Below are 23,094 nucleotides of genomic sequence, written 5' to 3'. Positions count from 1 at the left end.
CCGATCTGCTTGGCCTCGCCTGCGCGGCGTTCTAAGCTGGGTGAGCATTTGAAACAAGGCGCTGAAATGTCCGACCTGCTTGATGACCCGATTCCGGGCCAAAACACCCCTGAATACACGGTTTCCGAGGTATCGGGCGAGGTAAAACGCACGCTGGAAGGCGCGTTCGGGCGAATCCGCGTGCGCGGCGAAGTTGGCCGCGTGTTCAAGGCCCGATCCGGGCACCTGTACTACGACATCAAGGACGACCGGAACGTTTTGGCCTGCACAACATGGAAAGGTCAGGTTTCCAGCCTCTCGGTCGTGCCAGAGGAAGGGCTGGAGGTTGTCGTCACCGGTCGCCTGACCGCTTTTGGCGCGCAATCCAAATACAACCTGAATGTCGATGAAGTTGCCGTAGCCGGTCAGGGCGCGCTTATGGCCTTGCTGGAAAAGCGCAAGAAACAGCTTGAGGCCGAAGGTCTGTTTGCGCCCGAGCGTAAGAAGCCCCTGCCGTATCTGCCGCAGATCATCGGCGTCGTGACATCGCCTTCGGGCGCGGTGATCCGTGACATTCTGCACCGGCTTCGGGACAGGTTCCCGCGCAAGGTGCTGATCTGGCCCGTAGCCGTGCAGGGCGCAAACTGCGCCCCCGAGGTTTCCCGCGCCATCGAAGGGTTCAACCAGTTTACACCCGGTGGCGCACTGCCCCGTCCTGACCTGATCATCGTGGCCCGTGGCGGTGGGTCGATCGAAGATCTTTGGGGCTTCAACGAAGAAAGTGTCGCGCGCGCCGCCGCCGCATCGGAAATACCGCTGATTTCGGCCGTCGGGCATGAAACCGACACGACCCTGATTGATTTCGTCTCGGACCGCCGCGCGCCTACACCCACAGCTGCGGCAGAGCTGGCCGTGCCGGTCCGCATCGAACTGCTCGCCTGGACCGGAGAGCAAGGCGCCCGTCTGTCGCGCGCGGCAACGGACGCGGTGCAGCGCCGTTCGCAAAGGCTGCGCGATTTGTCCCGCGCCCTGCCGCGCCCTGACAGTCTGTTGAACTCCCCCAGACAACGCCTTGATTTGATTGCAGATCGCCTGACCCCAGCTTTGACGCGAGGAGTGCAAAACCGTCGCCTGCAAGTGGTGGAACTGTCTGCGCATCTGCGCCCGTCAACTCTGCGCGGTCTGGTTTCGGCCCGTCAGGAATCACTGCGCAACCTGTCTTCTCGCCTGTCCCTGCGACCGATTCAACGCGAGATCGGCCAGCACGCGCAAAACCTTGCCCGGCTTGGTGACCGGCTGAACGCGGCGCAGACCACGCGGCTGGATCGTCTGAAACATCAGCTTGAGGCCACCGACCGCCTGCGCGAAACGCTCAGCTACAAGGCCACGCTGGAACGCGGATATGCTGTGGTCCGCGCAGATGGGAATGTCATCACGACCAAAGCCGAGGCCGCGAAACATACGGCGCTGGACATCGAATTCGCCGATGGCATTCTTGGCGCCGGGACAGCCGCAAAGCAGCCCAACCGGAAAACCAAACCGGATGCACCAGGTCAGGGATCGTTGTTCTAAGCCATGCTGACAATCTGGGCCCGCAAAACGTCATCGAATGTTCAGGCCCTGATGTGGTGCGTCGGAGAGCTGGGGCTGCGCTTTCATCGCCACGATGCAGGGCACAGGTTCGGTGGGCTGGACACCGATGCCTTTCGCAAGCTGAACCCGAACGGCACCATCCCAGTACTCCAGGATGGTAATCACCCACCGCTGTGGGAGACCGGCGCAATCCTGCGCTACCTGGCGAATGCCTATGGCGGGAATGCGTTCTGGCCGCGCGACCCGGTCCAACGGGCCGAAGTCGACAAATGGGCGGAATGGGCCAAGATCAACATTGCGATGGATTTCACGGTACCCGTGTTCTGGCAGGTTGTGCGAACTGCTCCGGCGCAGCAGGACCAACACGCGATTAAACAGGCCGTTGCCGCACTGGAAAGCAAACTGGCACTTGCCGATACCCGGCTATCAGAAAACACCTACCTGTGCGGGTCCGATCTGACGCTGGCCGATATTCAGCTGGGACATATCCTCTATCGCTATTACGACATTGCCATATCCCGCAGGGTCCTGCCCAACCTGCGGCGCTATTACGAAAAGCTGACAGAAAGACCTGCATATCAGGAGCATGTCATGCTCAGCTATGATGAGCTTCGGGTGATCTAGTCAGACACCGACGTCGGGGCCATAACACACCATTTCTTCACCGATATCTTCCGCCTCGTACAGTTCGGTCGCCTGCGGGTCGCCTTCAAACTGCGCGACAAGGCCACCACCGGATCGCGTAAAGACCCAGCATTGCGGATCAAACCGGTCTTCGTAGATGAAACAAATCTGCTCTTCCTGCTGATACCAGACACCTTCCTTGCAATCGCCATCCAGAAAAGACCAGATCACGCGGCGGTTGGGCAAATAGCGTTCGACCCCGTAGACGTGCCCTTCGAACCCGTAAAACAGGGTCTTGCCCCGCGTATAGGTGTCGAATTCGGGGCCGGACAAAGGGGTCTGGGCCACAGCGGGCGGTGCGGCAAAACAGGCGAGAATCATCAGCGCTCGGAACATACGCCCATTGTGTCAGATGCGATCCGGCGACGCCATTCACCCTTTGGCCGAGGTTTGGCGAAACACGCTTAACTCCACGTAAGCGCTTGATTATATGCCCCGCTCGGGATGATGGTATTCGAAAACCGCGGTGAGGTGACATGACAACCTTTCTCTTCTGGATCGCCCTTGGCTGCGCATTGGGATACCTGCCCCTGACGGTCCGACCAGCCAGTTCCTTGCGCACTGTGCTGAAAACCGCCTCGGTCGCCGTGTTGGCAGTCATTGCGGTTCTGCAAGGCGGCCCATGGATGCTGGCCGTTGCGCTTGCTCTGTGCGCGACCGGGGACGCGCTGTTGTCGCGTGAAACGGATGCCACGTTCATGGCTGGTATTGCCGCTTTTGCCGCCGGGCATCTGGCCTATATCGCCCTGTTTCTTTCGCATCCCGCCAGTTCCGCCAGCCTGATCTGGGATGCCCCCGCGATCGTGTGGTCTCTGATCATTCTGGGCATTGTCATGGCCACCTTGCTTGCCTCTCGGGCCGGAGATCTGAAAGGCCCTGTTCTGGCCTATATACCGATCATCCTTGGCATGGGGATCACCGTGCTGGCGCTGCCCCAGACAGGTGCCCTGCGATGGGCGTTTCCGGCTGCAATCGCCTTCATCGCGTCCGACCTGATCCTTGCAACGGAAAAGTTCCTGCTGCCTGCGAACCATCCCGCCCACAAGCTGACTCCCTATCTGATCTGGCCGCTCTACTGGGGCGCGCAATTTGGGTTCGTCTTCGCTTTTGCGTGACCCTTTGCAACTGCCGCAAATCCGCATTAGGTGAAAGGAACACCTGCGGAGACCAAATATGGCGTTTTTCTCAAAGCTAAAGGACAAGCTGTTCAAATCCTCATCCCGCCTCGAACAGGGGCTGGACGCCATCGTCGAGGATGGTGGCGAGGAAATCGCCGCACCCGACCCAGTCCTCCCCGAACCAGAGCCCGAGCCGCAACCGGTCCCGGAAATTCCGGCCCCTGAACCGGCGCAGGAACCGGCTGAACAACCTGCCCCCGCGCCGGCAGACCCCAAGCCCATTGCCCCACCGCCGGAAATTCCCGAATCCAAAGGCATCCTGAACCGCCTGTTCAGCCGCGGCGGCGCCGCCACTGAAATGCGCCGCACGCTGGATGACGACATGCTCGAGCAGCTCGAAGAGCTGCTGATCGCTTCTGACATGGGCGTCGACACCGCCCTCCGTGTCACCTCGAACATGGCCGAGGGGCGCTTTGGGCGCAAACTCTCGACCCGGGAAATCAAACAGCTTTTGGCGCAGGAAGTGTCCCGTGTGATGGAGCCCGTGGCCAAGCCCCTGCCGATCTATCCCAAACGCCCGCAAGTGGTGCTGGTCGTCGGCGTCAACGGCTCGGGCAAGACCACGACCATCGGCAAACTGGCCAGCCAGTTCAAACAGGCTGGCAAAAAAGTCGTCATCGCCGCCGGTGATACCTTTCGTGCTGCGGCCGTCGAACAGCTGCAAGTCTGGGGCGACCGCGCCGGGGTTCCGGTTCTGACCGCGCCCGAGGGCTCGGACCCCGCCAGCCTCGCCTTTGACGCGCTGACCCGTGCTCAGGCCGAAGGTGCGGATCTGCTGATGATCGACACCGCCGGACGCCTGCAAAACCGTACCGACCTGATGGAGGAGTTGGCCAAGATCGTCCGCGTCATCCGCAAGGTTGACGAGACCGCACCGCACAACACCTTGCTGGTCCTCGATGCCACCACGGGCCAGAACGCGCTGAGCCAGGTGGAAACCTTCCGCAAGCTGGCCGATGTCTCGGGCCTGATCATGACCAAGCTAGACGGAACCGCCAAGGGCGGTGTTCTTGTCGCGCTGGCCGACAAGTTCGGTTTGCCGATCCACGCAATCGGCGTGGGAGAGCAGATTGATGACCTTGCCCCCTTCGACCCCGAAGAATTCGCCGCCGCCCTGACCGGGCTCGACAAGGGCTGATCCGCCTCTTCATCTGGCCCAAAATATCCTCGGGGGTGTGGGGGCAGACAGCCCCCACCCCTCTCCGCCCTGCAAAAGGTTTGCGTATTTGAGCGACTGGCTGATTTCACTTGAAGGCACCGAAGCCGGTCACCAACTGGCGCTGGCACTAGCGTTGATGGCTGCCTTCCTGCACGCCGCGTTCGGGGCGCTGCAGAAAGGCCGCCATGATCCATGGCTGTCCCGCGGCGCCATTGACGCCAGCTATGGCCTGATGGCCGCCCCGTTTGCCTTTTTCGTGGTTCCCTGGCCTGAACCTCATATGTGGCCGATCTTCGCCCTCGTCTGGCTGATCCACATTGCCTACAAGACGCTGCAGGCCGCGGCGTACACCAAGGGGTCCTACACGGTCGTCTATCCCGTCGTGCGCGGGACAGGCCCGCTGTTTACGGTCATTGGTGCCTATCTTCTGTTCGGTGAAACATTCTCGGCCGTTCAGTGGCTGGGCGTGGCCACCCTGCTGGCCGGAATATTTGGGTTGGCCGCCTACAACTTCAGGTTCCTGGAAACCAACAGGGATACGCTGGGCATCGCGTTGACACTGGCGATCATCACGGGCCTGTTTGTGGCGCTTTACACCACCTATGACGCCTATGGCATACGCGCCACCGCCGACCCGTTCACATTTCTGGCCTGGTTCTTCATGATCGACGGCGCGGCGATGCCGGTCTACGCCTTCCTCAGATGGCGCGCGATGACACATCGCCCTGCACCCGGCCCGCTGATGCTGCGGGGTCTGGCCGGCGGCATCATCGCGCCTTTGTCCTTTGGGTCGATCATGCTGGCCACACGGCTGGACAAAGTCGGCGAAGCCGCCGTCCTGCGCGAAACCTCAACCGTCTTTGCGGCGCTGATCGGCTGGCTTGTCCTGAAGGAGACCGTTGGCCCAAGACGCATTGCATTGATGGCATTGATTGCACTCGGCGCCGTAATAGTTGAAATGGGCGGGTAAGCAGCAGGACATACCGATGACAGGCAAAAAAGATATCAACCCATTTCTGAAACAGGTGCTGGAGCTTGGCCCGCCGCTGGCCTTCTTCTTCATCTACCTGCGCTTGCGCGATGACAGCTTTCTGATCGGTGGCACCGAGTATTCCGGCTTTATCATCGCCACGATTATCTTCGTCCCCTTGATGCTGGGGGCAATGGGTATCCTGTGGTACCTCACAGGCCAGCTTAGCCGGATGCAGATTTTCACGGCCTTCATGGTCATTTTCTTTGGTGGCCTGACCGCATGGTTCAATGACGAGCGGTTTTTCAAGATGAAAACCACGCTTGTCTATGGCCTGTTCGCCCTGATCCTTGGCATCGGGTTGCTGCAAAAGAAATCTTATCTGGCCTACGTACTGGATGAAATGCTGCCTATGAAGCACGAAGGCTGGATGATTCTGACGCGCCGCCTTTGCGCCTGTTTCGCCGTTCTGGCCGCCGCAAACGAGTTTGTCTGGCGCACCATGTCGACGGACCTTTGGGTCAAAATCGAAACCTTCGGATTTCCCATCGCGCTGATGGCCTTCCTGATGCTGCAATTCAGCATCCTGCAACGCTATATGGACGACCCGGAACAGAAATAGCTGTCCTGACGTCGCAATACCTGCAAAACAAACAAAATTCTTGGCTTAGCCGCCGAGCTATGGGAAGTTGTGCCACCACCCACACTCACACCTTACCCAAGATCGGTGTATACATGACGGCCTTTCCCACCAGCGGCTTCCTTTCGGAGGCCTCCGACGGGCTTAGAGAGATGCTTTCGGCGCAGGCGACCGACATCTCGCTGGCTCAAGGCGAAACCCTATTCGAACAGGGCGATGAAGGCGATTCGCTCTATGCCATTCTGGAAGGCACGCTTGAAGTGTCCTTTCTGGCGATGAGCGGGCGAAAGCTGACGCTGACCCTGATGCGCCCTGGCGAAGTCTTTGGCGAAATTGCGCTGTTTGACAACGGCCCGCGCACGGCGACTATTGCGGCGGCCGAGCCATCGCGCGTTTTGCGCGTACGTCGCAATGACGTCATGAACCAGATCAGAAAACAGCCTGATCTTGCCGTGGATCTGATCCGGTTGGCCGGGGTGCGCATGCGATGGATGGGGTTGCAGCTGAACGAGCAGGTCTTTTTGCCCATGCCCATTCGATTGGCCCGAAAGCTGTTGCATCTGTCGGAATTGCAGGACGACCCAACGCAGCGCATCACCTTGTCGCAGAGCGAACTGGCCGAATTTGTCGGGGCCACACGCGAGGCCGTTTCCAAGACGATCTCGATCTGGAAACGCGACAATATTGTCGAATCCTCGCGCGGCGGATTGCTGATTCAGGATTTCGACGCTTTGCGGGAACTGGCCGATTCCGAACTTATCTGACCCAGTGTGATCTGGTTCACATACGAAGAGGTCGGCGTTGACCTAAGGTGAAGTTGTTACCGTAGGAGGTCAGAGAATCATCCCCGATATCTGTCCACTGATCTCTCCCTGTATCTGAGCCATACGCAATTACCGCGTATGGCTCATTTTCTTTCTGCATGCCTCTTCAGGTGTTCAGGCAATGAAAAGGCCGGGTGCTTGTCCCGGCCTTTTCTAATCACTCTTCCAGGCTTAGCGCCACAAATCGCGGCTCGCCCCCCCTGCGGACCAAAAGCAGCAGGGATTTCCGCCCAGCCTCTCGCGATTGGTCCATTCGGGCCTCCAGATCCGCGATGGTTTCCACCTTTTGCTGACCCGCTTCCGTAATCAAGTCACCCGCGCGCAACCCTTTCGCGTAGGCTTCAGACGCTTCGTCGACATTCGAAATCACCAGACCTTCGGCATCTGCATCCAATCCCATATCCGCGCGCAGCGTATCTGTGAGCGGGGAGATGGTCAGCCCGAGAATATCGGCGTTTTCTTCGACCGGAGCATCTTGCGTTTCTTCTTCGTCATCTTCTTTGCTTTCTGCGTCTTCGCGGCGTCCCAGCGTGACCAGAATTGTCTGCGTGCCGCCATCGCGATGCACAATGACCCGGACAGCTTTGCCGACTTCTGTTTCGCCAACCTGACGGACCAGACCACGGGTGTCTTCGACTTCGACACCGTCAAAGCTGATGATCACGTCGCCTGCTTTCAGACCGGCCTCCTGGGCGGGGCCTTCCGGAACATCGCTGATCAGCGCGCCGCCGGGCTTTTCCAGCCCCATGGCCTCGGCCATGTCCTCGGTCACGTCCTGAATGCGGACACCCAGCCAGCCGCGCCGGGTTTCACCAAACTCGCGCAGCTGATCGACAACCTTCACTACCACGTTCGACGCCATCGAAAAGCCGATGCCGATCGAGCCACCGTTGGGCGAGAGGATGGCGGTGTTCACGCCGATCACTTCGCCGTCCATGTTGAACAACGGACCGCCCGAGTTGCCCCGGTTGATCGCCGCATCCGTCTGGATGTAGTCGTCATAAGATCCGCTGAGCGCACGGTTGCGGGCGGATACGATACCAGCGGATACAGAAAAGCCCTGACCAAGCGGGTTGCCCATGGCAATAACCCAATCACCCACACGCGCCACGTCGCTGTCGCCGAATTGCACGTATTTCAAGGGGCCGGACGCTTCGACCTTGAGCAGCGCGATATCGGTTTTCTCATCGGTTCCGATGACCTTGGCCACCAGTTCTTTTTTGGGCTGCCCGTCGCCGGGGAAGAATTCTATGAGGATTTCATCAGCTTCCGCAATGACGTGATTGTTGGTGACAATAAAGCCATCCTCGGAGATCACAAAACCCGACCCAAGGGCGTTGCTGCGTCGGGGCGGGCCGTTGTCATTGCCGCCGTTGCGATCCTGAAACTCGCGAAAGAAATCCTCGAACGGAGACCCCTCGGGCACGATGCCCTGCGGACCTGTCTGACCTTCGATCAGGGTGCTTGTGGTGATGTTCACCACGGCCGGGCTGATCTTTTCCGCCAAGGGCGCAAGGCTTTCGCTTCTGGCCTGAGCGGAAACCGACTGCGCCAGCACAAGCAGTGTACCAGCAAAGGCCAGCCACATTAGCCGCATCCAAACACTCACGTCGTCCCATCGGACGGATAAACTGCGCGCTTTTGCCTGCACTTGAGCTCTCCTTGTCGACAATCTTGCCAAGGCCTGTATCGGCCTTTCTTAGTTTCCAATGTAGTCAGTTTAACCCGGTGAGCAACTCGGGATCGCAGCGAAATCACCCGCACGTGAAACCGCCTCGTCAAAAGCCCAGTTGATATGCCCCCCAGAGCAGGATCAAACCACTGACAACACAAAGCAACCCGGCCAGACGCCGGGCCTGTACGGGCATGGCGCGCAGCGCCTCCAGCATCCGTTCGATAAGCGAAGGGGCCAGCGCATAGGCCAGCCCCTCGACAATCAGTACCAGCCCGAAGGCCAGAAGGATCATGCCCATTATTCAGAGACCGGAGCCGCCGGAACACTCCGCCCTGTGGGTGAACCCAGGTAATTGAAAAATTCGGAATCCGGGCTCAACACCAGCGAGCTGTTACCGCCTTGCAGCGCATTCTGATAGGCCGTCAACGAGCGGTAAAACTCAAAGAACTCCGGATCGGCGCTATAAGCTTCGGCAAAGATCGCGTTGCGTTCGGCGTCGGCTTCACCGCGGGTGATCTCAGCCTCACGGCGCGCATCCGACACCAGTTCAACCACAGTCCGGTCAGCCTGCGCGCGCACACGTTGCGCCGCCTCGTTACCACGTGCGCGTTCATCTGTCGCTTCACGTTCCCGCTCGGCCTTCATCCTGTCAAATGTGGCCTCAAGGTTGGCCTGCGGCAAGTCGGTCGCTTTCAAGCGCACGTCGATTACGGTGACGCCTAACGCCTGCGCTTCGGCAATCGCGCTATTTCGAATGCGCAGCATCAAGGCTGCACGGTCCGAGCTGAGAATGTCACGCGAGGAAACCGAACCCAGTACTTCGCGGGTTTCAGCACGCAGAATGCGGTCCAGACGATCCTCGGCCACCGGGATACCACCGACGCCAACGGCCTGACGGAACTGTTCCAGATCAGAAATTCGATAACGCGCAAACGCATCAACCACCAGACGACGATCATCCAGCGGAGTAACTTCCAGCGGGTGGACATCGATGGACAGGATGCGGTTGTCATAGCGCACTACTTCTTGAATCACCGGTATCTTGAACGCCAGACCTGGCTCCTCCTTCACCGCGACAACGCGGCCAAATTGTAAAACCAGAGCACGTTCGCGCTCGTCCACGATGAAAATCGAGGAAAGAACACCGACTACCGCGATGAAAACGATCGGCAAAATAAATGTCGTCTTACGCATCAGTTGCTCTCCCCAGAAGGACTACGGCGCAGCTCATTCAGTGGCAGGTAGGGCACGACGCCCTGCCCTTGTCCACTCGAACTCGGGTCTAGAATGATCTTGTCGACGTCACCCAAAATCTGTTCCATCCGCTCCAAGTACAGACGCTTGCGAGTCACGTCCGGTGCCTTGGAGTATTCTTCCAGAACCGCGCTAAAGCGGCTGGCCTCACCTTGGGCACTATTGATTTGTTGGGCGCGGTACCCTTCAGCCTCTTCCAGAATCTGTGCGGCTTCACCACGTGCCTCGGCCAGCACACGGTTGGCATAGGCGTCTGCCACGTTCTGCAACCGGTCACGTTCTTGCGCGGCAGCCTGGACATCGCGGAAGGAGGCGATCACGTCCTGTGGAGGGTCGGCTTTGTCAAAGTTGACGCGAATGATGTTCACACCCGAATCGTAGCTGTCCATTGTATCCTGAATCAGCACCTGCAAACGGTCGGCGATTACGCCGCGATCACGGTTAAGGATCGGTGCAAGCTCGCTTTGCGCAATGATCTCACGCATCGCGGATTCGGACACGGCTCGGATCGTCTGGCGCGGATCACGCAGATTAAACAGGTACTTGGCCGGGTCGTTGATGTTCCAGACAACCTGATAATCTATGTCGACCACATTCTCGTCGCCGGTCAGCATCAGGCCATCGTCGCTACCACGCGCGCCACCCATGTCTTCGTTCTGTTCGCGGGTCACCGGTATGACCTCGGCGGTTACAAACGGCCATGGCGCAAAGTTCAGGCCCGGATTGCCGACGGCCGAGAATTCGCCCAGAAACAGTTCGACAGACTGTTCTTCGGGTTTGACAGTATAAAAGCTCGCAAGCCCCCAGACTACTGCAGCTGCAACAAGGCCAATCGCAACTGTGCCCTTGGTAAAGGCCGGACCGCCACCGCCCTGATCACCGCTACCGCCACGGCCACCGCCGCCACGGCCGCCCATGAGGACGCGCAGCTGCTCCTGGCCTTTTTTCATCAGTTCATCGATCTCGGGAATATGCGGGCCATCGCTTTCGGGAGGCTTGCGCCCGTTCCCGTTGTTACCCTGATTTCCTCCGCCACCGGATGAGCCTCCGCCCCCCCAGGGGCCGCCGCTGTTGCCCGCCATATGTATCTTTTCCTTCGTTTTGGACCGTGTGATCACGGGTTCCCTTGTAACCTGTGTGCGCGCGCTTGCAAATCAAGCCGTGCGCACAGGTTGCCGCATTGTCACCAGTTCTTCGGCCATGACCGGGTGAACTGCAACCGTGCGGTCAAAATCTTCCTTGGTCGCGCCCATCTTTACGGCGATTCCCGCCAGCTGGATCATCTCGCCGGCACCGGGGGCGACAATATGGCAACCCAGCACCTTGCGCGTGGCCTGAGAGACGATGAGTTTCATCAGTACCCGCTGAGTGCCGCCAGCAAAAGATTTCTGCATCGGCTTGAAAGATGTGGCATAGACCTCGATCGGTTCCTGTTCTGCTGCCTCTTCTTCGCTGAGGCCGACAGTTCCCATCTCGGGCTGAGTGAAGATCGCAGTCGGGATCAATTCGTGATCTACCGGTGTCGGATTGCCTTTGAACACGGTTTCCACAAAGGCCATTCCCTCGCGGATCGCGACCGGGGTCAGGTTCACCCGGTCGGTCACATCGCCAATGGCAAATATCGAGGGAACGGCGGTCTGGCTGTATTCATCCACGATGATCTCGCCCTTACGACCGCGTTCAACGCCCAAAGCCTCCAACCCAAGGTTATCGGCATTCGGCGCACGGCCCGTGGCATACATCACCACATCAAAACTCTGCTCGGAGCCGTTGGTGGCCTTGACCCAGATCTTGTCGCCTTGCTTTTTCATCTCAAGCACATTGGTGCCCAGATGCAGGTCGATGCCGTTCTGGCACATTTCTTCGCTGATCAGTCCACGCGCCTCGTCATCAAAACCCCGAAGGATCTGTGCGCCGCGATAAAATTGAGTCGTCCTGACCCCCAGCCCGTTCATGATCCCGGCAAATTCACAGGCGATATAACCGCCCCCTACGATCAGGATGCTTTCTGGCAGCTTACCCAAATGGAATATCTCGTTCGACGTAATCGCCAGTTCCGAGCCCGGAAAATCCGGAACAACCGGGCGACCGCCAGTGGCGATCAGAATGTGTTTGGCGGTTTTGCGGGTTCCATCGGTCAGCTCGACCGTGTGGGCATCCACAAGGCGCGCACGCTGGTCAAAGCTTTCGACGCCGTTGTTCTTCAGGATATTGCGATATATCCCTTCCAACCGATCAAGCTCGGCCACCAGCTTGCCGTGGAAAGTGTTCCAGTTGAACGCGCCGGGCTGAATGTCCCAGCCATAGGCCTGCGCATCCCCGACCATGCCCGAGTATTCGCTGGCAAAGACCATCAGCTTCTTTGGCACGCAGCCCCGGATCACACAGGTGCCGCCATACCGGTCTTCTTCGGCCAGCGCGACCTTGGCGCCGGTTTCGCCCGCCGCAACACGCGCCGCGCGGACCCCGCCCGAACCTCCGCCGATGACAAAAAGATCATAGTCAAAGCTCATGCCGGGTTCCTTCGTTCAACTTTCAAAATTCTCTGGATATCTGGGCGTAAAAAAGCCTGTGCCAACCCCCGGCGCGGAAAATTCGAACTTTCATAGCCACTTGCCGAACGGAACTGCACGAAACTCAGTCCGAAAAATCGGAGAACAGATTGTCGCGCGACCCGCTGAGCAGCTGATCCAGTTCGACCGTGCCCGCATTGATATCCCGCAGCTCGACCCGGCCATCGCCATGGCCGATCACGACCTTGTCGCAGATGTCGATGAACAGGCCATTTTCCACAACACCGGGCACCTGGTTCAGGATCAGCGCCATCTGGCGTGGGTTGCCGATGCGCTTGAGGTGCAGGTCAAGGATGTGGTTGCCCTCATCGGTTACAAACGGGGCCTCACCATTCATGCGCAGCGCCGAGGACGTTCCAAGCACATCCATTGTATCCAGGGCTTCCTCGATCAATGTGCGCGTTGTCTGCCAGCCAAAGGGAATGACCTCGACAGGCAGTGGAAAGGCCCCCAGAGTTTCAACTTCTTTGCCTGCATCGGCGATGACGATCATCTGATCGCTGGCCGTGGCCACAATCTTTTCCTGCAAATGCGCACCGCCGCCCCCCTTGATCAGGTTCAGGTCCTGATCGAACTCATCCGCGCCGTCGATGGTCATGTCCAGCCAACCGGCCTGATCCAGTGAAATGACGTCAATACCAACCTCGCGGGCAAGCTGCGCCGTGCGGGTCGAGGTTGGAACACCCTTAATCCGCAGGCCGTCTTCGCGCACCCGTTCACCCAGACGGCGCACCAGCCAGGCGGCTGTCGATCCTGTGCCAAGGCCCACGCGCATCCCGTCTTCGACCATGTCGGCGGCACGGTACGCGGCAACATATTTCGCGGTGTCGATTGGCGACAGATCTCTGGTCATAGCAGCTTTCCCAGTTTATTCTGACGGAGTTATAGGGAATGCGTCAGGCGACTGCGACCCCATTTTGCGATCCGACAGGCGTTAAGATGTCTCAGGACTACGCGTTTCCTGTCGGAAAAGTCGCAATCATGTCTTACACCCACATCTTTGCGCTGTAAGTTGCGCGCATGTTGACCCCGTACCGCCTGCACTATGCCCCTGACAACGCCTCGCTGGTGATCCGGCTGGCGCTGGACGAGATGGGCGTGGCTTATGAAACGGTGCTGGTGGACCGCCGCCAGAACGAGCAGGACAGCGACGCGTATCGGTCGCTTAATCCCAACGGGCTGATCCCGGTTCTGGAAACGCCGCAGGGCCCGATCTTTGAAACCGCGGCGATCCTGCTTTGGCTGACGGAGCGCCATGGTCAACTTGCTCCGACGGCGGATGATCCTGAACGCGCCGGATTTCTGAAATGGCTGTTTTTTGCGTCCAACACGTTGCATGCGGATCTGCGCATCCTGTTCTACGCTGAAAAATACATAGACGCCTCACAGGCCGACACGCTGCGCGCGGGCATCCGACCCCGGTTGCTGCAGCACCTGCGGCTGCTGGATGCGCTGGCGCAACGCGGGCCTGAGTGGTTTCGCGCAGGTGTCCCATCGGTTCTGACCTATTATGTCGCCTGCATGATGCGCTGGATGGCCCTGTACCCCGTAAGTGCTAACCGTAGCTGGTATCAACTGGCCGACACGCCGCATCTGCAGAAAGTTCTTCTGCACCTTGAGACATGCCCCGCCACCCGTTCGGCAATCGCTGCGGAAGGTTTGGGCGTTACACCTTTCACATCCCCTACTTACGCTAATCCCCCGGAAGGCTCGGCTATCTGATATGTTCCTATCTGTCTTCGATATGTTCAAAGTGGGCATTGGCCCGTCTTCATCGCACACAATGGGCCCGATGGTGGCCGCGGCGCGCTTTTTGGACATGATGCGCGCCTCCCCCTTTGAGTTTACAGGCCTGAAAGGATCGTTGCACGGCTCGCTTGCCTTCACCGGTGTCGGTCACGCGACCGATCGGGCGACCATTCTGGGTCTGGCGGGTTTTGTTCCTGACACCTATGACAATGAAAAGGCCGAGGCCGCGCTGGCTGATATCGCCCGCACGCACACGGTCACGCCCGAAGGCCTGCCGACGCTTCATTTCGATCCCAAGGCGGATCTGATCTTTGACTACGACAACAATCTGCCCGGACACGCCAACGGGATGATCCTGATGGCCACCGACGCACAGGGCGATGTGATCCTGCGGCAGGTGTTCTATTCGATCGGCGGCGGCTTTGTCCTGACCGAGGAAGAACTGGCCGAGGGGAAAGACACCGACGAAGGCGACCCGGTCCCGTTCCCGTTCAAATCCGCCGCAGAAATGCTTGAGATGGCCAAATCCAGTGGCAAAAGCATTGCCGGGATGAAGCGCGCGAACGAGATCGCGCGGGGCTGCGCCGACAGTTTCGCGAAAGGCTCGGCCCGCCTGTGGGACGTCATGAATTCCTGTATCGAACGTGGCTTGACCACTGACGGCATCCTTCCGGGCGGGTTGAAAGTGCGCCGCCGCGCGAAAGGCATCTATGATGCGCTGATGGCCGAGCGCGGCATGAACCTGACCGCGCCGCACACGATCAACGACTGGATGAGCGTCTATGCCATGGCGGTCAACGAGGAAAACGCGGCGGGCGGGCAAGTTGTCACCGCGCCCACCAACGGGGCCGCAGGTGTTCTGCCCGCTGTTCTGCGCTATTATCTGGATCACGTACCGGGCGCGTCCGAGAGCCATATCGAGGATTTCTTGCTGACCGCAGCGGCCATTGGTGGATTGGTGAAATACAACGCCTCAATCTCGGGTGCCGAAGCGGGATGTCAGGCCGAAGTTGGCAGCGCGGCCGCCATGGCGGCAGCCGGGCTTTGCGCCGTGATGGGGGGAACCCCCGAACAGGTGGAAAATGCCGCCGAGATCGCGCTGGAGCATCATCTGGGCATGACCTGCGACCCTGTTGCCGGGCTGGTTCAGGTTCCTTGTATCGAACGAAACGCGCTGGGGGCCATCAAAGCGGTTTCCGCCGCCTCGCTGGCCTTGCGCGGAGATGGTCAGCATTTCGTCCCGCTGGACGCGGTGATCGAGACGATGCGCCAGACCGGCCATGACATGCATGAGAAATACAAGGAAACGTCTCTGGGTGGTCTGGCTGTGAACGTACCGAACTGCTGAAACAGAAAGCGAGGGGCGACATGCGTGGACATTGTCTGTGCGGCAAGATCCGGTTCGAGGTCGACCCTCCGGTACTGTCATGCGTCAGCTGCCATTGCGACAGTTGCCGTCGCAAATGCGCAGCGCCGATGACAACATATTTCGGAGTTCACGATGGCCATTGGCGGTGGACCAGTGAAGAGCCCAAGCGTTTCAACTCCTCTCCCGGTGTCGAGCGCAGCTTCTGCCCGCACTGCGGCACGCCAATGTCCATCAGTTCAACCGCCATGTCGGATGTGATGCACCTTTTTGTCGCGACACTGGACTCTCCTGAAGCGCTGGAACCTACGTTGCATGTCGCGCATGAAGAAAAGCTGAAATGGCTGAAATTGGAGGATGGTTTGCCTACCTGCAACGGGCCGGATTACACCAAGGTTCAGCCCCTGGCCGACCGCTGACAACAGCGCTTCCCTCTGCGTCGCGAAACAGTTAGCGTCGCGCTCGTGACTCAGGACAGACCCGTCTTTGGCATCTTTTTGATGCTCGGTTTTTGCGTGCTCGCGCCCTTGGGGGATGCGATGGCGAAGCTGTTGGGCGAGACCACGCCGCTGGGTCTGCTGGTCACGGTGCGTTTCGCGGTGCAAGCGGTGATCCTGATCCCGCTGGTTGCGGTGACGGGGCGACCCTGGCGGATGCGCGGACGGATCCTGCGGCTGACCCTGCTACGGACCGTGCTGCATATCATCGGCATTTCGGCCATGTTCAGCGCGCTGCAATTCCTGCCTTTGGCGGATGCCGTTGCAATTGCCTTCGTCATGCCATTCATCATGCTGCTGCTGGGCAAATATGTTCTGGAGGAAGAAGTCGGTTCCCGCCGTCTTGCCGCCTGCATCGTCGGGTTCATTGGCACGTTGCTAGTTATTCAACCCAGCTTTGCAGAGGTGGGCGCACCTTCGTTGCTGCCACTGATCGTTGCCGTGGTTTTTGCCTTGTTCATGCTGGTCACCCGGCAAGTCGCGAAAGAGACCGACCCGGTGTCGTTGCAAGCCGTGTCCGGCGTATTTGCGACAGTCCTTCTGGCTCCGATCCTTCTGATTGGCACGCAAATGAACATTCAAGAGCTCTCGATGACCCTGCCGTCCAGCGACCTGAACTGGCTGCTGATTGCGATCGGGGTGTTGGGTACGGTCGCCCATCTGCTGATGACCTGGTCGCTGCGCTATGCGCCCTCTGCTACACTGGCCCCGATGCAATATCTGGAAATCCCGGTTGCAACCCTGATAGGATGGGTGATCTTCAGCGACCTGCCCGACGGATTGGCTGCAGTTGGCATCGTCATTACCATTGCCGCAGGCCTGTACGTCATTCTGCGCGAGCGGGCCAGCGCCCGGTCTGCCCCGACAGAAACACCTGCATAAGCGGATCGAGTGCAGCGCGCGGGATCATCACCAGCAAGCCCGGCCCATCCATCTTCAGCTCGACAGGTGCCAGTGCGCGGTTGGATGTTCCCACCTGCCCGTCCGGCCGAAAGGCCAGATCGTCAATCGGCCATTCCAGCCCGGTACTACGCCCCGTCACTGGCTGCATCGGAAACAGCGAGACCACATCGCCGGGCGCAACCGGCAGCTTGATCTCTGGCGGTGCGTGAAAAACCAATTCACGTTCGCCCAGCAATATGCAGGCCTGATCCTGCCGCCGGACCAGAACGTTCAGAACGGCCAGTTGATGATCAAGCCGCCCGCCAAGAAACCCAGCCCCCAGAACCAGCGGAGCGTGCAGATTGCGCAGAGCCTTGTCGAAATCGGTGCTGTCCTGTTCGCGGATGGCAAACAGGCGATCCGCGGGAATTTTTGCTTGCGTCGCTTTGCTCAGCGAATCGAAGTCACCAATCACCGCATCGGGAATCCGGCCTGATTCTGTCAAAACGTCCGCTCCGCCATCGGCGGCAACGACCGAATTGACGCGATTCAGCACCAGATTCAGGTCTCCAGATCCGATAAATCCACCTCCGAACAGCCCAATTGGATCGGCAGAGCGTACAATTGGCTTGATTTTCCTAAGATTGGCCATTTTTCCCGGATTTGGACACATTAAGACCACAAAATGATAGGTTCATGCATAAAGTTCAGAGCCTTCGTGTGCTCCCGATTCCGGGTAAGTGGGCTCTCGTAGTTTGTAAAGGACGTGCGTCTGATGGTACAGAATAACAAGGTATTAACCGTTTCATATGGAACCTTCTCCTGCACTTTGGAAGGATTTGATGATTCCTTTGAAACGATGAAAGCCATCGCCGAGTATTTCCGCGATCTCGCAGCGGATGACCGCTACTTCGGCTCAGAACCCCCGCAACCGGATGCCGAAATGCTGACCCGCATCGCCCGGCGCGACGCATCACAGCGCGTCGAAGCCCGTCAGAACGAATCCGGCCTGTTGCTGCGCGCCACTCAGACCACCGAAACTCCTGTTGCTGTTGAAGAACCGGCCCCGCACACGGCCGCGATCAATGTTGCCGAAACTCCCACTCATGTTCAGCCGCAACCGGCCCCTGCGCAGACCGGGTTCGCCGAGGCAGAACCTGTCGCGGACACCCCGCCCCCGGCTGCTGACAGCATCGCGGCGAAACTGCAACGCATTCGCGCGGTCGTCTCTCATTCCGACGTGCCCGCTGCCGAGTATTCCGAAGACGAAGAGTCGCCGCTGCTGGCCAATACCGCCCCCCCGGTAGATGCTGTGGCCGCCGCGTTTGAGGCCGGTGCGCTCAGCGCAGAAGACTTTGCCGAACCCTCAGAGCCTGAAGCCCAGGAAACCGAAGAGCCCGCGGCACCTGCGATTGATGAGTTGCAGGATCAGGAAGCTGAAGAACCGCAAGCGGCTGAGACAGCAGAAGCACTGATCCCCGAAGCTTCTGAAACTCAGATCGAAGAAACCGTTGACCTGCAGGCGCCCCTGACCCCCCAGCCCCTGCATATCGACGAAATCGAAGACGCGCCGGTGGCGGATCAGTCCGCTGCCGAGCCTCTGTTCGCTGATCTTGAAGACGTTGCCGAAGACGATTTCGACGAAGAAGATGCCCCCAACATCCTCAACGTTGAAGACGTAGCAATTGAATCCGACGATGAACCGGTCGAGGAAGACCTGACGCAGGGTGTATTGACGGCAGAAGACGAAATGCACCTGTTGACCGAAATTTCCGAGATCGAACAGCACCTGTCCGGTCGTTCGAGCCAAAAACTGGCTGACGATGCGGATCCCGATCAGGATATGTCGCGCCTGATGGCAAAGACCGGCGAGCATATGGATGACCCCAGCAGCAGCGATGCGCGCGAAACCTATTCGCACCTGCGCACCGCCGTCGCAGCCACCGAAGCCGACCGCGACGGTCAGGCGCGCTCGAAAGAGGCGGCCGACCGGGAATACCGCGGCGATCTGGCATCCGTGGTCAGCCCACGGCGACCCGAAATCAAGGTAACCAGCATGCGTCCGGCACCGGAAGCTCCGGCGCCACTCAAGCTGGTGGCCGAGCAGCGCGTGGATGAACACGGAACATCCGCAAGTCCGGTCTTGCCACGTCGCGTCACTACAGACCAGGAAGCAACCGGATCAGAGGAAGGCGGTTTCGCACAGTTTGCACAGGAACAGGGTGCGCAATCGCTGCCTGATCTTCTGGAAGCGGCTGCCGCCTATCTGTCCTTCATCGAAGGTCAGGAGCAGTTTTCGCGCCCGCAGCTGATGAACAAGGTGCGTTCGCTGAAACAGGACGAGTTCAATCGCGAAGAAAGCCTGCGTTCTTTTGGGCAGTTGCTGCGCGATGGTAAAATCGAGAAAGCCGGAGGCGGGCGTTTCGCGGCGTCCAACCTGATCGGTTTTCGCCCCGACGACGAGCGTGCCGTAGGCTGATCACACCGGAAGGTTCACAAGCAAGGCCGGGGTTTGCCCCCGGCCTTTTTGCTTTTGCAATTGGACCATACGCCTGCCTTGAATGGCAAAGCCCGCGCGTTTCGACTGTTACCAGACGGTCGTCACCAAAGCGCCGAGGACCACGCGTTTTCCCGCACGGCACTCAGCAGGCCCGGTCATTTACACGTACCTCACGAGCGCTAGGACTGATCGGGGTCTTCTTTACCGACGCCGCGAAACACGAACTTGAACGGCAGGGCCCAAAGGATGCCCAGCACGATATAAACCAGCAACTCAATCCAGATCGGAGGACGCCCCAGCAAGTTCACGATCGTCACCACGGCGATGATGTACAGCGGAAGGCCAAGCACAAGGATCACCAGCGACCAGCGCCGGCGTGCCTTGTAACTCAACCCTGTCTTCTGTTTCTCGCGCATCAGTCAGCAAAGGGGTCCGTCACCAGAATGGTGTCGTCCCGCTCCGGGCTTGTGGACAAAAGCGCAACCGGGCATTCGATCAGTTCTTCGACCCGACGCACATATTTGATCGCATTTGCAGGTAAATCCGCCCAGCTGCGCGCGCCTTCGGTCGATTCGCTCCACCCCGGCATTTCTTCATAAATCGGAGTACAGCGGGCTTGCTGATCAGCAGCGGTCGGAAGGTAATCCAAACGTTCGCCATCCAGCTCATACCCGGTGCAGATCTTAAGTGTCTCAAACCCGTCCAGAACATCCAGCTTGGTCAGCGAAATACCGTTCACGCCGCTGGTTGCGCAGGTCTGGCGCACCAGACAGGCGTCGAACCATCCGCAGCGGCGCTTGCGGCCTGTTGTCGTGCCGAATTCGTGCCCGCGTTCACCCAGACGCTGACCGTCTGCGTCTTCCAACTCGGTCGGGAACGGCCCTTCTCCAACACGGGTGGTATAGGCCTTAACAATGCCAAGCACGAAATTGATCGAGCCCGGACCGATTCCAACACCGGTTGCCGCCTGCCCCGCAATCACGTTCGACGACGTCACAAAGGGATAGGTGCCGAAATCGATATCCAGCAGCGCGCCCTGCGCCCCTTCAAACAGGATGCGTTTCCCGGCCTTGCGCTTTTCGTTCAGCACTTTCCAGACGGGAGCTGCAAACGGCAGAATTTGTTGCGCGATCTCTTTGAGTAGAGCGATCAGCGCGTCGCGGTCAACCGACTCGATACCCAGACCCTTGCGCAACGGATCGTGGTGTTGCAATGCGCGGTCCACGCGGGCCTCCAGCGTGGCTTCGTCCGCCAGATCGGCAACGCGAACAGAACGCCGCCCAACCTTGTCTTCATAGGCCGGGCCAATTCCGCGACCGGTTGTTCCGATCTTGGTGCCTTTGCTCGCAGCTTCCTCGCGCGCACGGTCCAGCTCGCCATGAATGGGCAGAATCAATGGCGTGTTTTCAGCGATCATCAGCGTCTCAGGAGTGATCTCAACACCCTGCGCCCGGATGGTTGCGATCTCATTGACCAGATGCCAGGGGTCCAGAACCACGCCGTTGCCAATAACGCTCAACTTGCCGCCGCGTACCACGCCCGAAGGAAGCGCGTGCAGCTTATAAACCTCACCGTCGATCACCAGCGTATGACCGGCATTGTGACCGCCCTGAAAACGCGCGATTACGTCCGCCCTTTCGCTGAGCCAGTCGACAATCTTGCCTTTTCCTTCGTCGCCCCATTGGGCGCCGACAACAACCACGTTGGCCATATCCGGTCCTTTTCGTGCTGAGTGATCAAACCCGGCTCATATAGCGGGGCAAAAACGGCAGGGAAACCGATATTTCGCCGCAGAGGAAAATCGCGCTCGCGCGCGATGCCTCCGGCGGGGATATTTGTAGCCAGATGAAGAGTGGATCCCCTGCTTCACCTGGCTGTAAATATCCCGGGGGAGGCGCCCGGAACGGGCGGCGGGGGCAGAGCCCCCTAACCCTGTCGCCGTAAGTGGACAGGTTGCCCATGCGGAGTGGTCAGGTAAGCCTCTTCCCAGGCCTTATGCAGATCAAGCACATCTTTCGGCCTTGCAGCGCCCTGTTCGGCCAGCAATGCCTCAAGCGTTTCCAGCCATGCGTGGAAGTAATCGTCACCGCCATCCAATTCCCCGGCAAGCCCATTGTGTTTCAATGTCGCTGAAAAACGCGCCGCCCAATCCGCCCATTCGAACCGTCCGGCCTCGTTCAGCGCGACGGTGACGGCAAAGACCTGAGCGTGCCAGGGTTCAGCAAAAACCGGCTCGGGGGCTCCGTATGAGATACAGTCGTTCATGCCGGTTCCAGGTAGCTTTGCCAGAGGTCCAGCACCACCTGGTCGGCGGGATGTTCGGTGGCGGCCCAGAGTTCTGATGCCGCAAAAGCCACTGCATAAATCGGCTCTGGCGCCTCACCCAACCCATGCGCATTGGAATCGGGCAGAACATGGGTTCCGTGCAGGCGCAGGATTCGGCCCCTGGCACCGGATGCATAGACAGGCAGGCGCGTGTGACCTCCATCCACGAGGCGATTTGCTGTCGGCCGGACCGTGACAACCTCTTGCCCCACAGAATACAGCGCCGCGACATTGGAAGGCCTGTCCGCAGGCCCGCCTTTGGCCAGCGCAGCGGACACCGCTTCGGCCTTGAGCGCTCTGTCTGCCAAGGGGTGCGGATTGTCGCCGCTCACGCCACGCAGATCATCCAATGTCAGAACACCCTTTTCGACCAGCAGATCGGCCAGACCGGATATCCATTTCTCATAATACGAAAACCGGGTGTAATCCTTCGGAGACAAGCGTTCGCGCGCGTGGCGCGAAACGTCGATGTTCCACTGCCCCAGAAACCCGGATGCAAGTGTCACCGCAAGAGCGCGGGCGTGCCAGTCTTCGGCAAAAACAGGCGCGTCCTCTGCCTCGGGGTGTATCGGACCATCACCGAAACGGCCTCCCATATCGTGAACGCGGGTCATGATGGCACCTTGGGAAGGCCCGTGCCGATCATGCTGTCGCGCGTCACAAGCGCAGCAAGCTCATCTTCGCTCATTCCGTCTGTGCCTTCAGGGCGCATGGGCAAGACGAGATAGCGAATCTCGGCCGTCGAATCCCAAACCCGTACAGAGGTGTCTTGGGGCAAGGTGACGCCGAATTCGGCCAACACCTTGCGCGGTTCTCGCACTGCGCGGGCTCGGTAGGCGTCGGATTTGTACCATCCGGGCGGGATACCCAGCAGCGGCCAAGGGTAACAGCTGCACAGGGTGCAGACGACCATATTGTGCCGGTCCGGTGTATTCTCGACCACCACCATATGTTCGCCCTGGCGGCCATAGTAGCCAAGGTCCGCTACGACTGGAGTGGCGTCTTCAAGCAGGGCAGCTTTGAAGGCAGGGTCGCTCCAGGCTTTGGCAACGACGCGCGCGCCGTTTTGCGGCCCGATCCTGTTCTGATAAGTGTCGATGATCTCATCCAGAGTCGCCGGATCGATCAGCCCTTTGCGGGTCAGAATCGTCTCGAGCGCTTTGACGCGCAATGCGGGTTCAGGTGGCAACAGGGCATGCGGGTGGTCGTGATCGTCATGTGGCATGGCCGCAGCCTGCGTCACAAA

The 23,094-nt window shown here is 59.3% G+C and carries 25 protein-coding genes; 12 read left to right on the top strand and 13 right to left on the bottom strand.

From position 1 onward, the window contains the following. The first annotated feature begins 66 nt into the window (after window positions 1-66). Together xseA and ACR0ID_RS04975 are read left to right on the top strand one after the other, a co-directional pair. On the top strand, window positions 67-1,551 hold the full coding sequence (gene xseA, locus ACR0ID_RS04980; protein WP_480604151.1) for an exodeoxyribonuclease VII large subunit: 1,485 nt from the start codon (window positions 67-69) through the stop codon (window positions 1,549-1,551). A gap of 3 nt (window positions 1,552-1,554) precedes the next feature. Continuing rightward, on the top strand, window positions 1,555-2,196 hold the full coding sequence (locus ACR0ID_RS04975; protein ID WP_480604149.1) for a glutathione S-transferase family protein: 642 nt from the start codon (window positions 1,555-1,557) through the stop codon (window positions 2,194-2,196). Here the strand turns inward: ACR0ID_RS04975 and ACR0ID_RS04970 are convergent, their stop codons facing one another. Beyond that, window positions 2,197-2,577: a hypothetical protein gene (locus ACR0ID_RS04970; RefSeq protein WP_480604147.1), complete on the bottom strand. Its 381-nt coding sequence runs from the start codon at window positions 2,575-2,577 to the stop codon at window positions 2,197-2,199. Between the two features lie 155 nt (window positions 2,578-2,732). On the opposite strand from ACR0ID_RS04970, the gene ACR0ID_RS04965 reads away from it, so the two are divergent. From ACR0ID_RS04965 to ACR0ID_RS04945, 5 genes are all read left to right on the top strand, one after another. Further along, window positions 2,733-3,371, top strand: coding sequence for a lysoplasmalogenase family protein (locus ACR0ID_RS04965; protein ID WP_480554672.1), 639 nt, complete (start codon window positions 2,733-2,735; stop codon window positions 3,369-3,371). A gap of 58 nt (window positions 3,372-3,429) precedes the next feature. After that, window positions 3,430-4,572, top strand: coding sequence for a signal recognition particle-docking protein FtsY (gene ftsY / locus ACR0ID_RS04960; protein WP_480604145.1), 1,143 nt, complete (start codon window positions 3,430-3,432; stop codon window positions 4,570-4,572). Between the two features lie 88 nt (window positions 4,573-4,660). Next, window positions 4,661-5,563 carry an EamA family transporter gene (locus ACR0ID_RS04955; RefSeq protein ID WP_480516595.1) on the top strand — a complete coding sequence of 301 codons (903 nt, stop codon included), beginning with the start codon at window positions 4,661-4,663 and terminating at the stop codon, window positions 5,561-5,563. Between the two features lie 16 nt (window positions 5,564-5,579). Next, window positions 5,580-6,185, top strand: a complete 606-nt coding sequence (locus tag ACR0ID_RS04950; protein ID WP_267363984.1) for an inner membrane-spanning protein YciB — start codon at window positions 5,580-5,582, stop codon at window positions 6,183-6,185. 113 nt (window positions 6,186-6,298) lie between these two features. Further along, the gene (locus ACR0ID_RS04945) at window positions 6,299-6,967 is read left to right on the top strand and encodes a Crp/Fnr family transcriptional regulator (protein WP_480476488.1); all 669 of its coding nucleotides are present in this window, start codon (window positions 6,299-6,301) and stop codon (window positions 6,965-6,967) included. 217 nt (window positions 6,968-7,184) lie between these two features. Here the strand turns inward: ACR0ID_RS04945 and ACR0ID_RS04940 are convergent, their stop codons facing one another. The 6 genes from ACR0ID_RS04940 to rpiA form a co-directional block, all read right to left on the bottom strand. Beyond that, window positions 7,185-8,624 (bottom strand): Do family serine endopeptidase, encoded by a 1,440-nt coding sequence (locus ACR0ID_RS04940; RefSeq protein WP_480493563.1) that lies wholly within the window; start codon window positions 8,622-8,624, stop codon window positions 7,185-7,187. A gap of 181 nt (window positions 8,625-8,805) precedes the next feature. Continuing rightward, the gene (locus ACR0ID_RS04935; RefSeq protein ID WP_480476484.1) at window positions 8,806-9,000 is read right to left on the bottom strand and encodes a DUF2065 domain-containing protein; all 195 of its coding nucleotides are present in this window, start codon (window positions 8,998-9,000) and stop codon (window positions 8,806-8,808) included. Next, entirely contained in the window at window positions 9,000-9,896 is an 897-nt protein-coding gene (gene hflC, locus ACR0ID_RS04930; protein WP_480476482.1) for a protease modulator HflC, read from the bottom strand. Before hflC ends, ACR0ID_RS04935 begins: the two co-directional genes overlap by 1 nt. Further along, complete coding sequence (gene hflK / locus ACR0ID_RS04925; protein ID WP_480557332.1) at window positions 9,896-11,038, bottom strand: FtsH protease activity modulator HflK; 1,143 nt, start codon at window positions 11,036-11,038, stop codon at window positions 9,896-9,898. The genes hflC and hflK overlap by 1 nt, the downstream gene beginning before the upstream one ends. Window positions 11,039-11,110: 72 nt before the next feature. After that, window positions 11,111-12,469 (bottom strand): glutathione-disulfide reductase, encoded by a 1,359-nt coding sequence (gene gor / locus ACR0ID_RS04920; RefSeq protein ID WP_480604143.1) that lies wholly within the window; start codon window positions 12,467-12,469, stop codon window positions 11,111-11,113. A gap of 124 nt (window positions 12,470-12,593) precedes the next feature. Beyond that, entirely contained in the window at window positions 12,594-13,382 is a 789-nt protein-coding gene (gene rpiA / locus ACR0ID_RS04915; RefSeq protein WP_209504279.1) for a ribose-5-phosphate isomerase RpiA, read from the bottom strand. 167 nt (window positions 13,383-13,549) lie between these two features. On the opposite strand from rpiA, the gene ACR0ID_RS04910 reads away from it, so the two are divergent. From ACR0ID_RS04910 to ACR0ID_RS04895, 4 genes are read left to right on the top strand one after another with little or no spacing between them, the layout of a single operon-like run. Then, complete coding sequence (locus tag ACR0ID_RS04910; protein ID WP_480604141.1) at window positions 13,550-14,251, top strand: glutathione S-transferase family protein; 702 nt, start codon at window positions 13,550-13,552, stop codon at window positions 14,249-14,251. Window position 14,252: 1 nt separating this feature from the next. Next, window positions 14,253-15,626, top strand: a complete 1,374-nt coding sequence (locus ACR0ID_RS04905) for an L-serine ammonia-lyase (protein WP_480604139.1) — start codon at window positions 14,253-14,255, stop codon at window positions 15,624-15,626. Window positions 15,627-15,646: 20 nt separating this feature from the next. Further along, a complete protein-coding gene (locus ACR0ID_RS04900; protein ID WP_480604137.1) occupies window positions 15,647-16,063 on the top strand; it encodes a GFA family protein in 417 nt (138 codons plus the stop codon). Between the two features lie 45 nt (window positions 16,064-16,108). Beyond that, a complete protein-coding gene (locus ACR0ID_RS04895; protein ID WP_480604135.1) occupies window positions 16,109-17,023 on the top strand; it encodes a DMT family transporter in 915 nt (304 codons plus the stop codon). Here ACR0ID_RS04895 and ACR0ID_RS04890 read toward each other — a convergent pair. Beyond that, on the bottom strand, window positions 16,968-17,675 hold the full coding sequence (locus tag ACR0ID_RS04890; RefSeq protein ID WP_480476468.1) for a thiamine diphosphokinase: 708 nt from the start codon (window positions 17,673-17,675) through the stop codon (window positions 16,968-16,970). The genes ACR0ID_RS04895 and ACR0ID_RS04890 overlap by 56 nt on opposite strands. A gap of 123 nt (window positions 17,676-17,798) precedes the next feature. Here ACR0ID_RS04890 and ACR0ID_RS04885 point away from each other — a divergent pair, with 123 nt between their 5' ends. Beyond that, the gene (locus ACR0ID_RS04885; RefSeq protein ID WP_480604133.1) at window positions 17,799-19,502 is read left to right on the top strand and encodes a hypothetical protein; all 1,704 of its coding nucleotides are present in this window, start codon (window positions 17,799-17,801) and stop codon (window positions 19,500-19,502) included. A 200-nt stretch (window positions 19,503-19,702) separates the two neighbouring features. On the opposite strand, the gene ACR0ID_RS04880 is transcribed toward ACR0ID_RS04885, so the two are convergent. From ACR0ID_RS04880 to nthA, 5 genes are all read right to left on the bottom strand, one after another. Continuing rightward, window positions 19,703-19,939 carry a DUF2842 domain-containing protein gene (locus tag ACR0ID_RS04880; protein ID WP_480476464.1) on the bottom strand — a complete coding sequence of 79 codons (237 nt, stop codon included), beginning with the start codon at window positions 19,937-19,939 and terminating at the stop codon, window positions 19,703-19,705. Further along, window positions 19,939-21,234: an adenylosuccinate synthase gene (locus tag ACR0ID_RS04875; protein ID WP_480604131.1), complete on the bottom strand. Its 1,296-nt coding sequence runs from the start codon at window positions 21,232-21,234 to the stop codon at window positions 19,939-19,941. Before ACR0ID_RS04875 ends, ACR0ID_RS04880 begins: the two co-directional genes overlap by 1 nt. A 215-nt stretch (window positions 21,235-21,449) precedes the next feature. Further along, window positions 21,450-21,788, bottom strand: coding sequence for a nitrile hydratase accessory protein (locus ACR0ID_RS04870; RefSeq protein WP_480493471.1), 339 nt, complete (start codon window positions 21,786-21,788; stop codon window positions 21,450-21,452). Then, window positions 21,785-22,462 carry a nitrile hydratase subunit beta gene (gene nthB, locus ACR0ID_RS04865; protein WP_480476458.1) on the bottom strand — a complete coding sequence of 226 codons (678 nt, stop codon included), beginning with the start codon at window positions 22,460-22,462 and terminating at the stop codon, window positions 21,785-21,787. Before nthB ends, ACR0ID_RS04870 begins: the two co-directional genes overlap by 4 nt. Further along, a complete protein-coding gene (gene nthA, locus ACR0ID_RS04860; RefSeq protein ID WP_480604129.1) occupies window positions 22,459-23,073 on the bottom strand; it encodes a nitrile hydratase subunit alpha in 615 nt (204 codons plus the stop codon). The genes nthB and nthA overlap by 4 nt, the downstream gene beginning before the upstream one ends. Window positions 23,074-23,094 lie beyond the last annotated feature (21 nt).

It is taken from the genome of Ruegeria sp. AL2 (genome assembly GCF_056540845.1).
This window is presented reverse-complemented; position numbering and strand designations above follow the sequence as displayed.

Excerpts from the sequence above, each read along its gene's own strand:
- ACR0ID_RS04945 (WP_480476488.1), top strand. The coding sequence starts at position 6,299 with ATGACGGCCTTTCCCACCAGCGGCTTCCTTTCGGAGGCCTCCGACGGG.
- ACR0ID_RS04890 (WP_480476468.1), bottom strand. The coding sequence starts at position 17,675 with ATGGCCAATCTTAGGAAAATCAAGCCAATTGTACGCTCTGCCGATCCA.
- ACR0ID_RS04870 (WP_480493471.1), bottom strand. The coding sequence starts at position 21,788 with ATGAACGACTGTATCTCATACGGAGCCCCCGAGCCGGTTTTTGCTGAA.
- rpiA (WP_209504279.1), bottom strand. The coding sequence starts at position 13,382 with ATGACCAGAGATCTGTCGCCAATCGACACCGCGAAATATGTTGCCGCG.
- ACR0ID_RS04935 (WP_480476484.1), bottom strand. The coding sequence starts at position 9,000 with ATGGGCATGATCCTTCTGGCCTTCGGGCTGGTACTGATTGTCGAGGGG.
- ACR0ID_RS04885 (WP_480604133.1), top strand. The coding sequence starts at position 17,799 with ATGGTACAGAATAACAAGGTATTAACCGTTTCATATGGAACCTTCTCC.
- ACR0ID_RS04970 (WP_480604147.1), bottom strand. The coding sequence starts at position 2,577 with ATGATTCTCGCCTGTTTTGCCGCACCGCCCGCTGTGGCCCAGACCCCT.
- ACR0ID_RS04900 (WP_480604137.1), top strand. The coding sequence starts at position 15,647 with ATGCGTGGACATTGTCTGTGCGGCAAGATCCGGTTCGAGGTCGACCCT.
- ACR0ID_RS04880 (WP_480476464.1), bottom strand. The coding sequence starts at position 19,939 with ATGCGCGAGAAACAGAAGACAGGGTTGAGTTACAAGGCACGCCGGCGC.
- xseA (WP_480604151.1), top strand. The coding sequence starts at position 67 with ATGTCCGACCTGCTTGATGACCCGATTCCGGGCCAAAACACCCCTGAA.
- ACR0ID_RS04950 (WP_267363984.1), top strand. The coding sequence starts at position 5,580 with ATGACAGGCAAAAAAGATATCAACCCATTTCTGAAACAGGTGCTGGAG.
- ACR0ID_RS04910 (WP_480604141.1), top strand. The coding sequence starts at position 13,550 with ATGTTGACCCCGTACCGCCTGCACTATGCCCCTGACAACGCCTCGCTG.
- hflK (WP_480557332.1), bottom strand. The coding sequence starts at position 11,038 with ATGGCGGGCAACAGCGGCGGCCCCTGGGGGGGCGGAGGCTCATCCGGT.
- gor (WP_480604143.1), bottom strand. The coding sequence starts at position 12,469 with ATGAGCTTTGACTATGATCTTTTTGTCATCGGCGGAGGTTCGGGCGGG.
- ACR0ID_RS04905 (WP_480604139.1), top strand. The coding sequence starts at position 14,253 with ATGTTCCTATCTGTCTTCGATATGTTCAAAGTGGGCATTGGCCCGTCT.
- hflC (WP_480476482.1), bottom strand. The coding sequence starts at position 9,896 with ATGCGTAAGACGACATTTATTTTGCCGATCGTTTTCATCGCGGTAGTC.
- ACR0ID_RS04940 (WP_480493563.1), bottom strand. The coding sequence starts at position 8,624 with ATGCGGCTAATGTGGCTGGCCTTTGCTGGTACACTGCTTGTGCTGGCG.
- nthA (WP_480604129.1), bottom strand. The coding sequence starts at position 23,073 with ATGCCACATGACGATCACGACCACCCGCATGCCCTGTTGCCACCTGAA.
- ftsY (WP_480604145.1), top strand. The coding sequence starts at position 3,430 with ATGGCGTTTTTCTCAAAGCTAAAGGACAAGCTGTTCAAATCCTCATCC.
- ACR0ID_RS04875 (WP_480604131.1), bottom strand. The coding sequence starts at position 21,234 with ATGGCCAACGTGGTTGTTGTCGGCGCCCAATGGGGCGACGAAGGAAAA.
- nthB (WP_480476458.1), bottom strand. The coding sequence starts at position 22,462 with ATGACCCGCGTTCACGATATGGGAGGCCGTTTCGGTGATGGTCCGATA.
- ACR0ID_RS04975 (WP_480604149.1), top strand. The coding sequence starts at position 1,555 with ATGCTGACAATCTGGGCCCGCAAAACGTCATCGAATGTTCAGGCCCTG.
- ACR0ID_RS04965 (WP_480554672.1), top strand. The coding sequence starts at position 2,733 with ATGACAACCTTTCTCTTCTGGATCGCCCTTGGCTGCGCATTGGGATAC.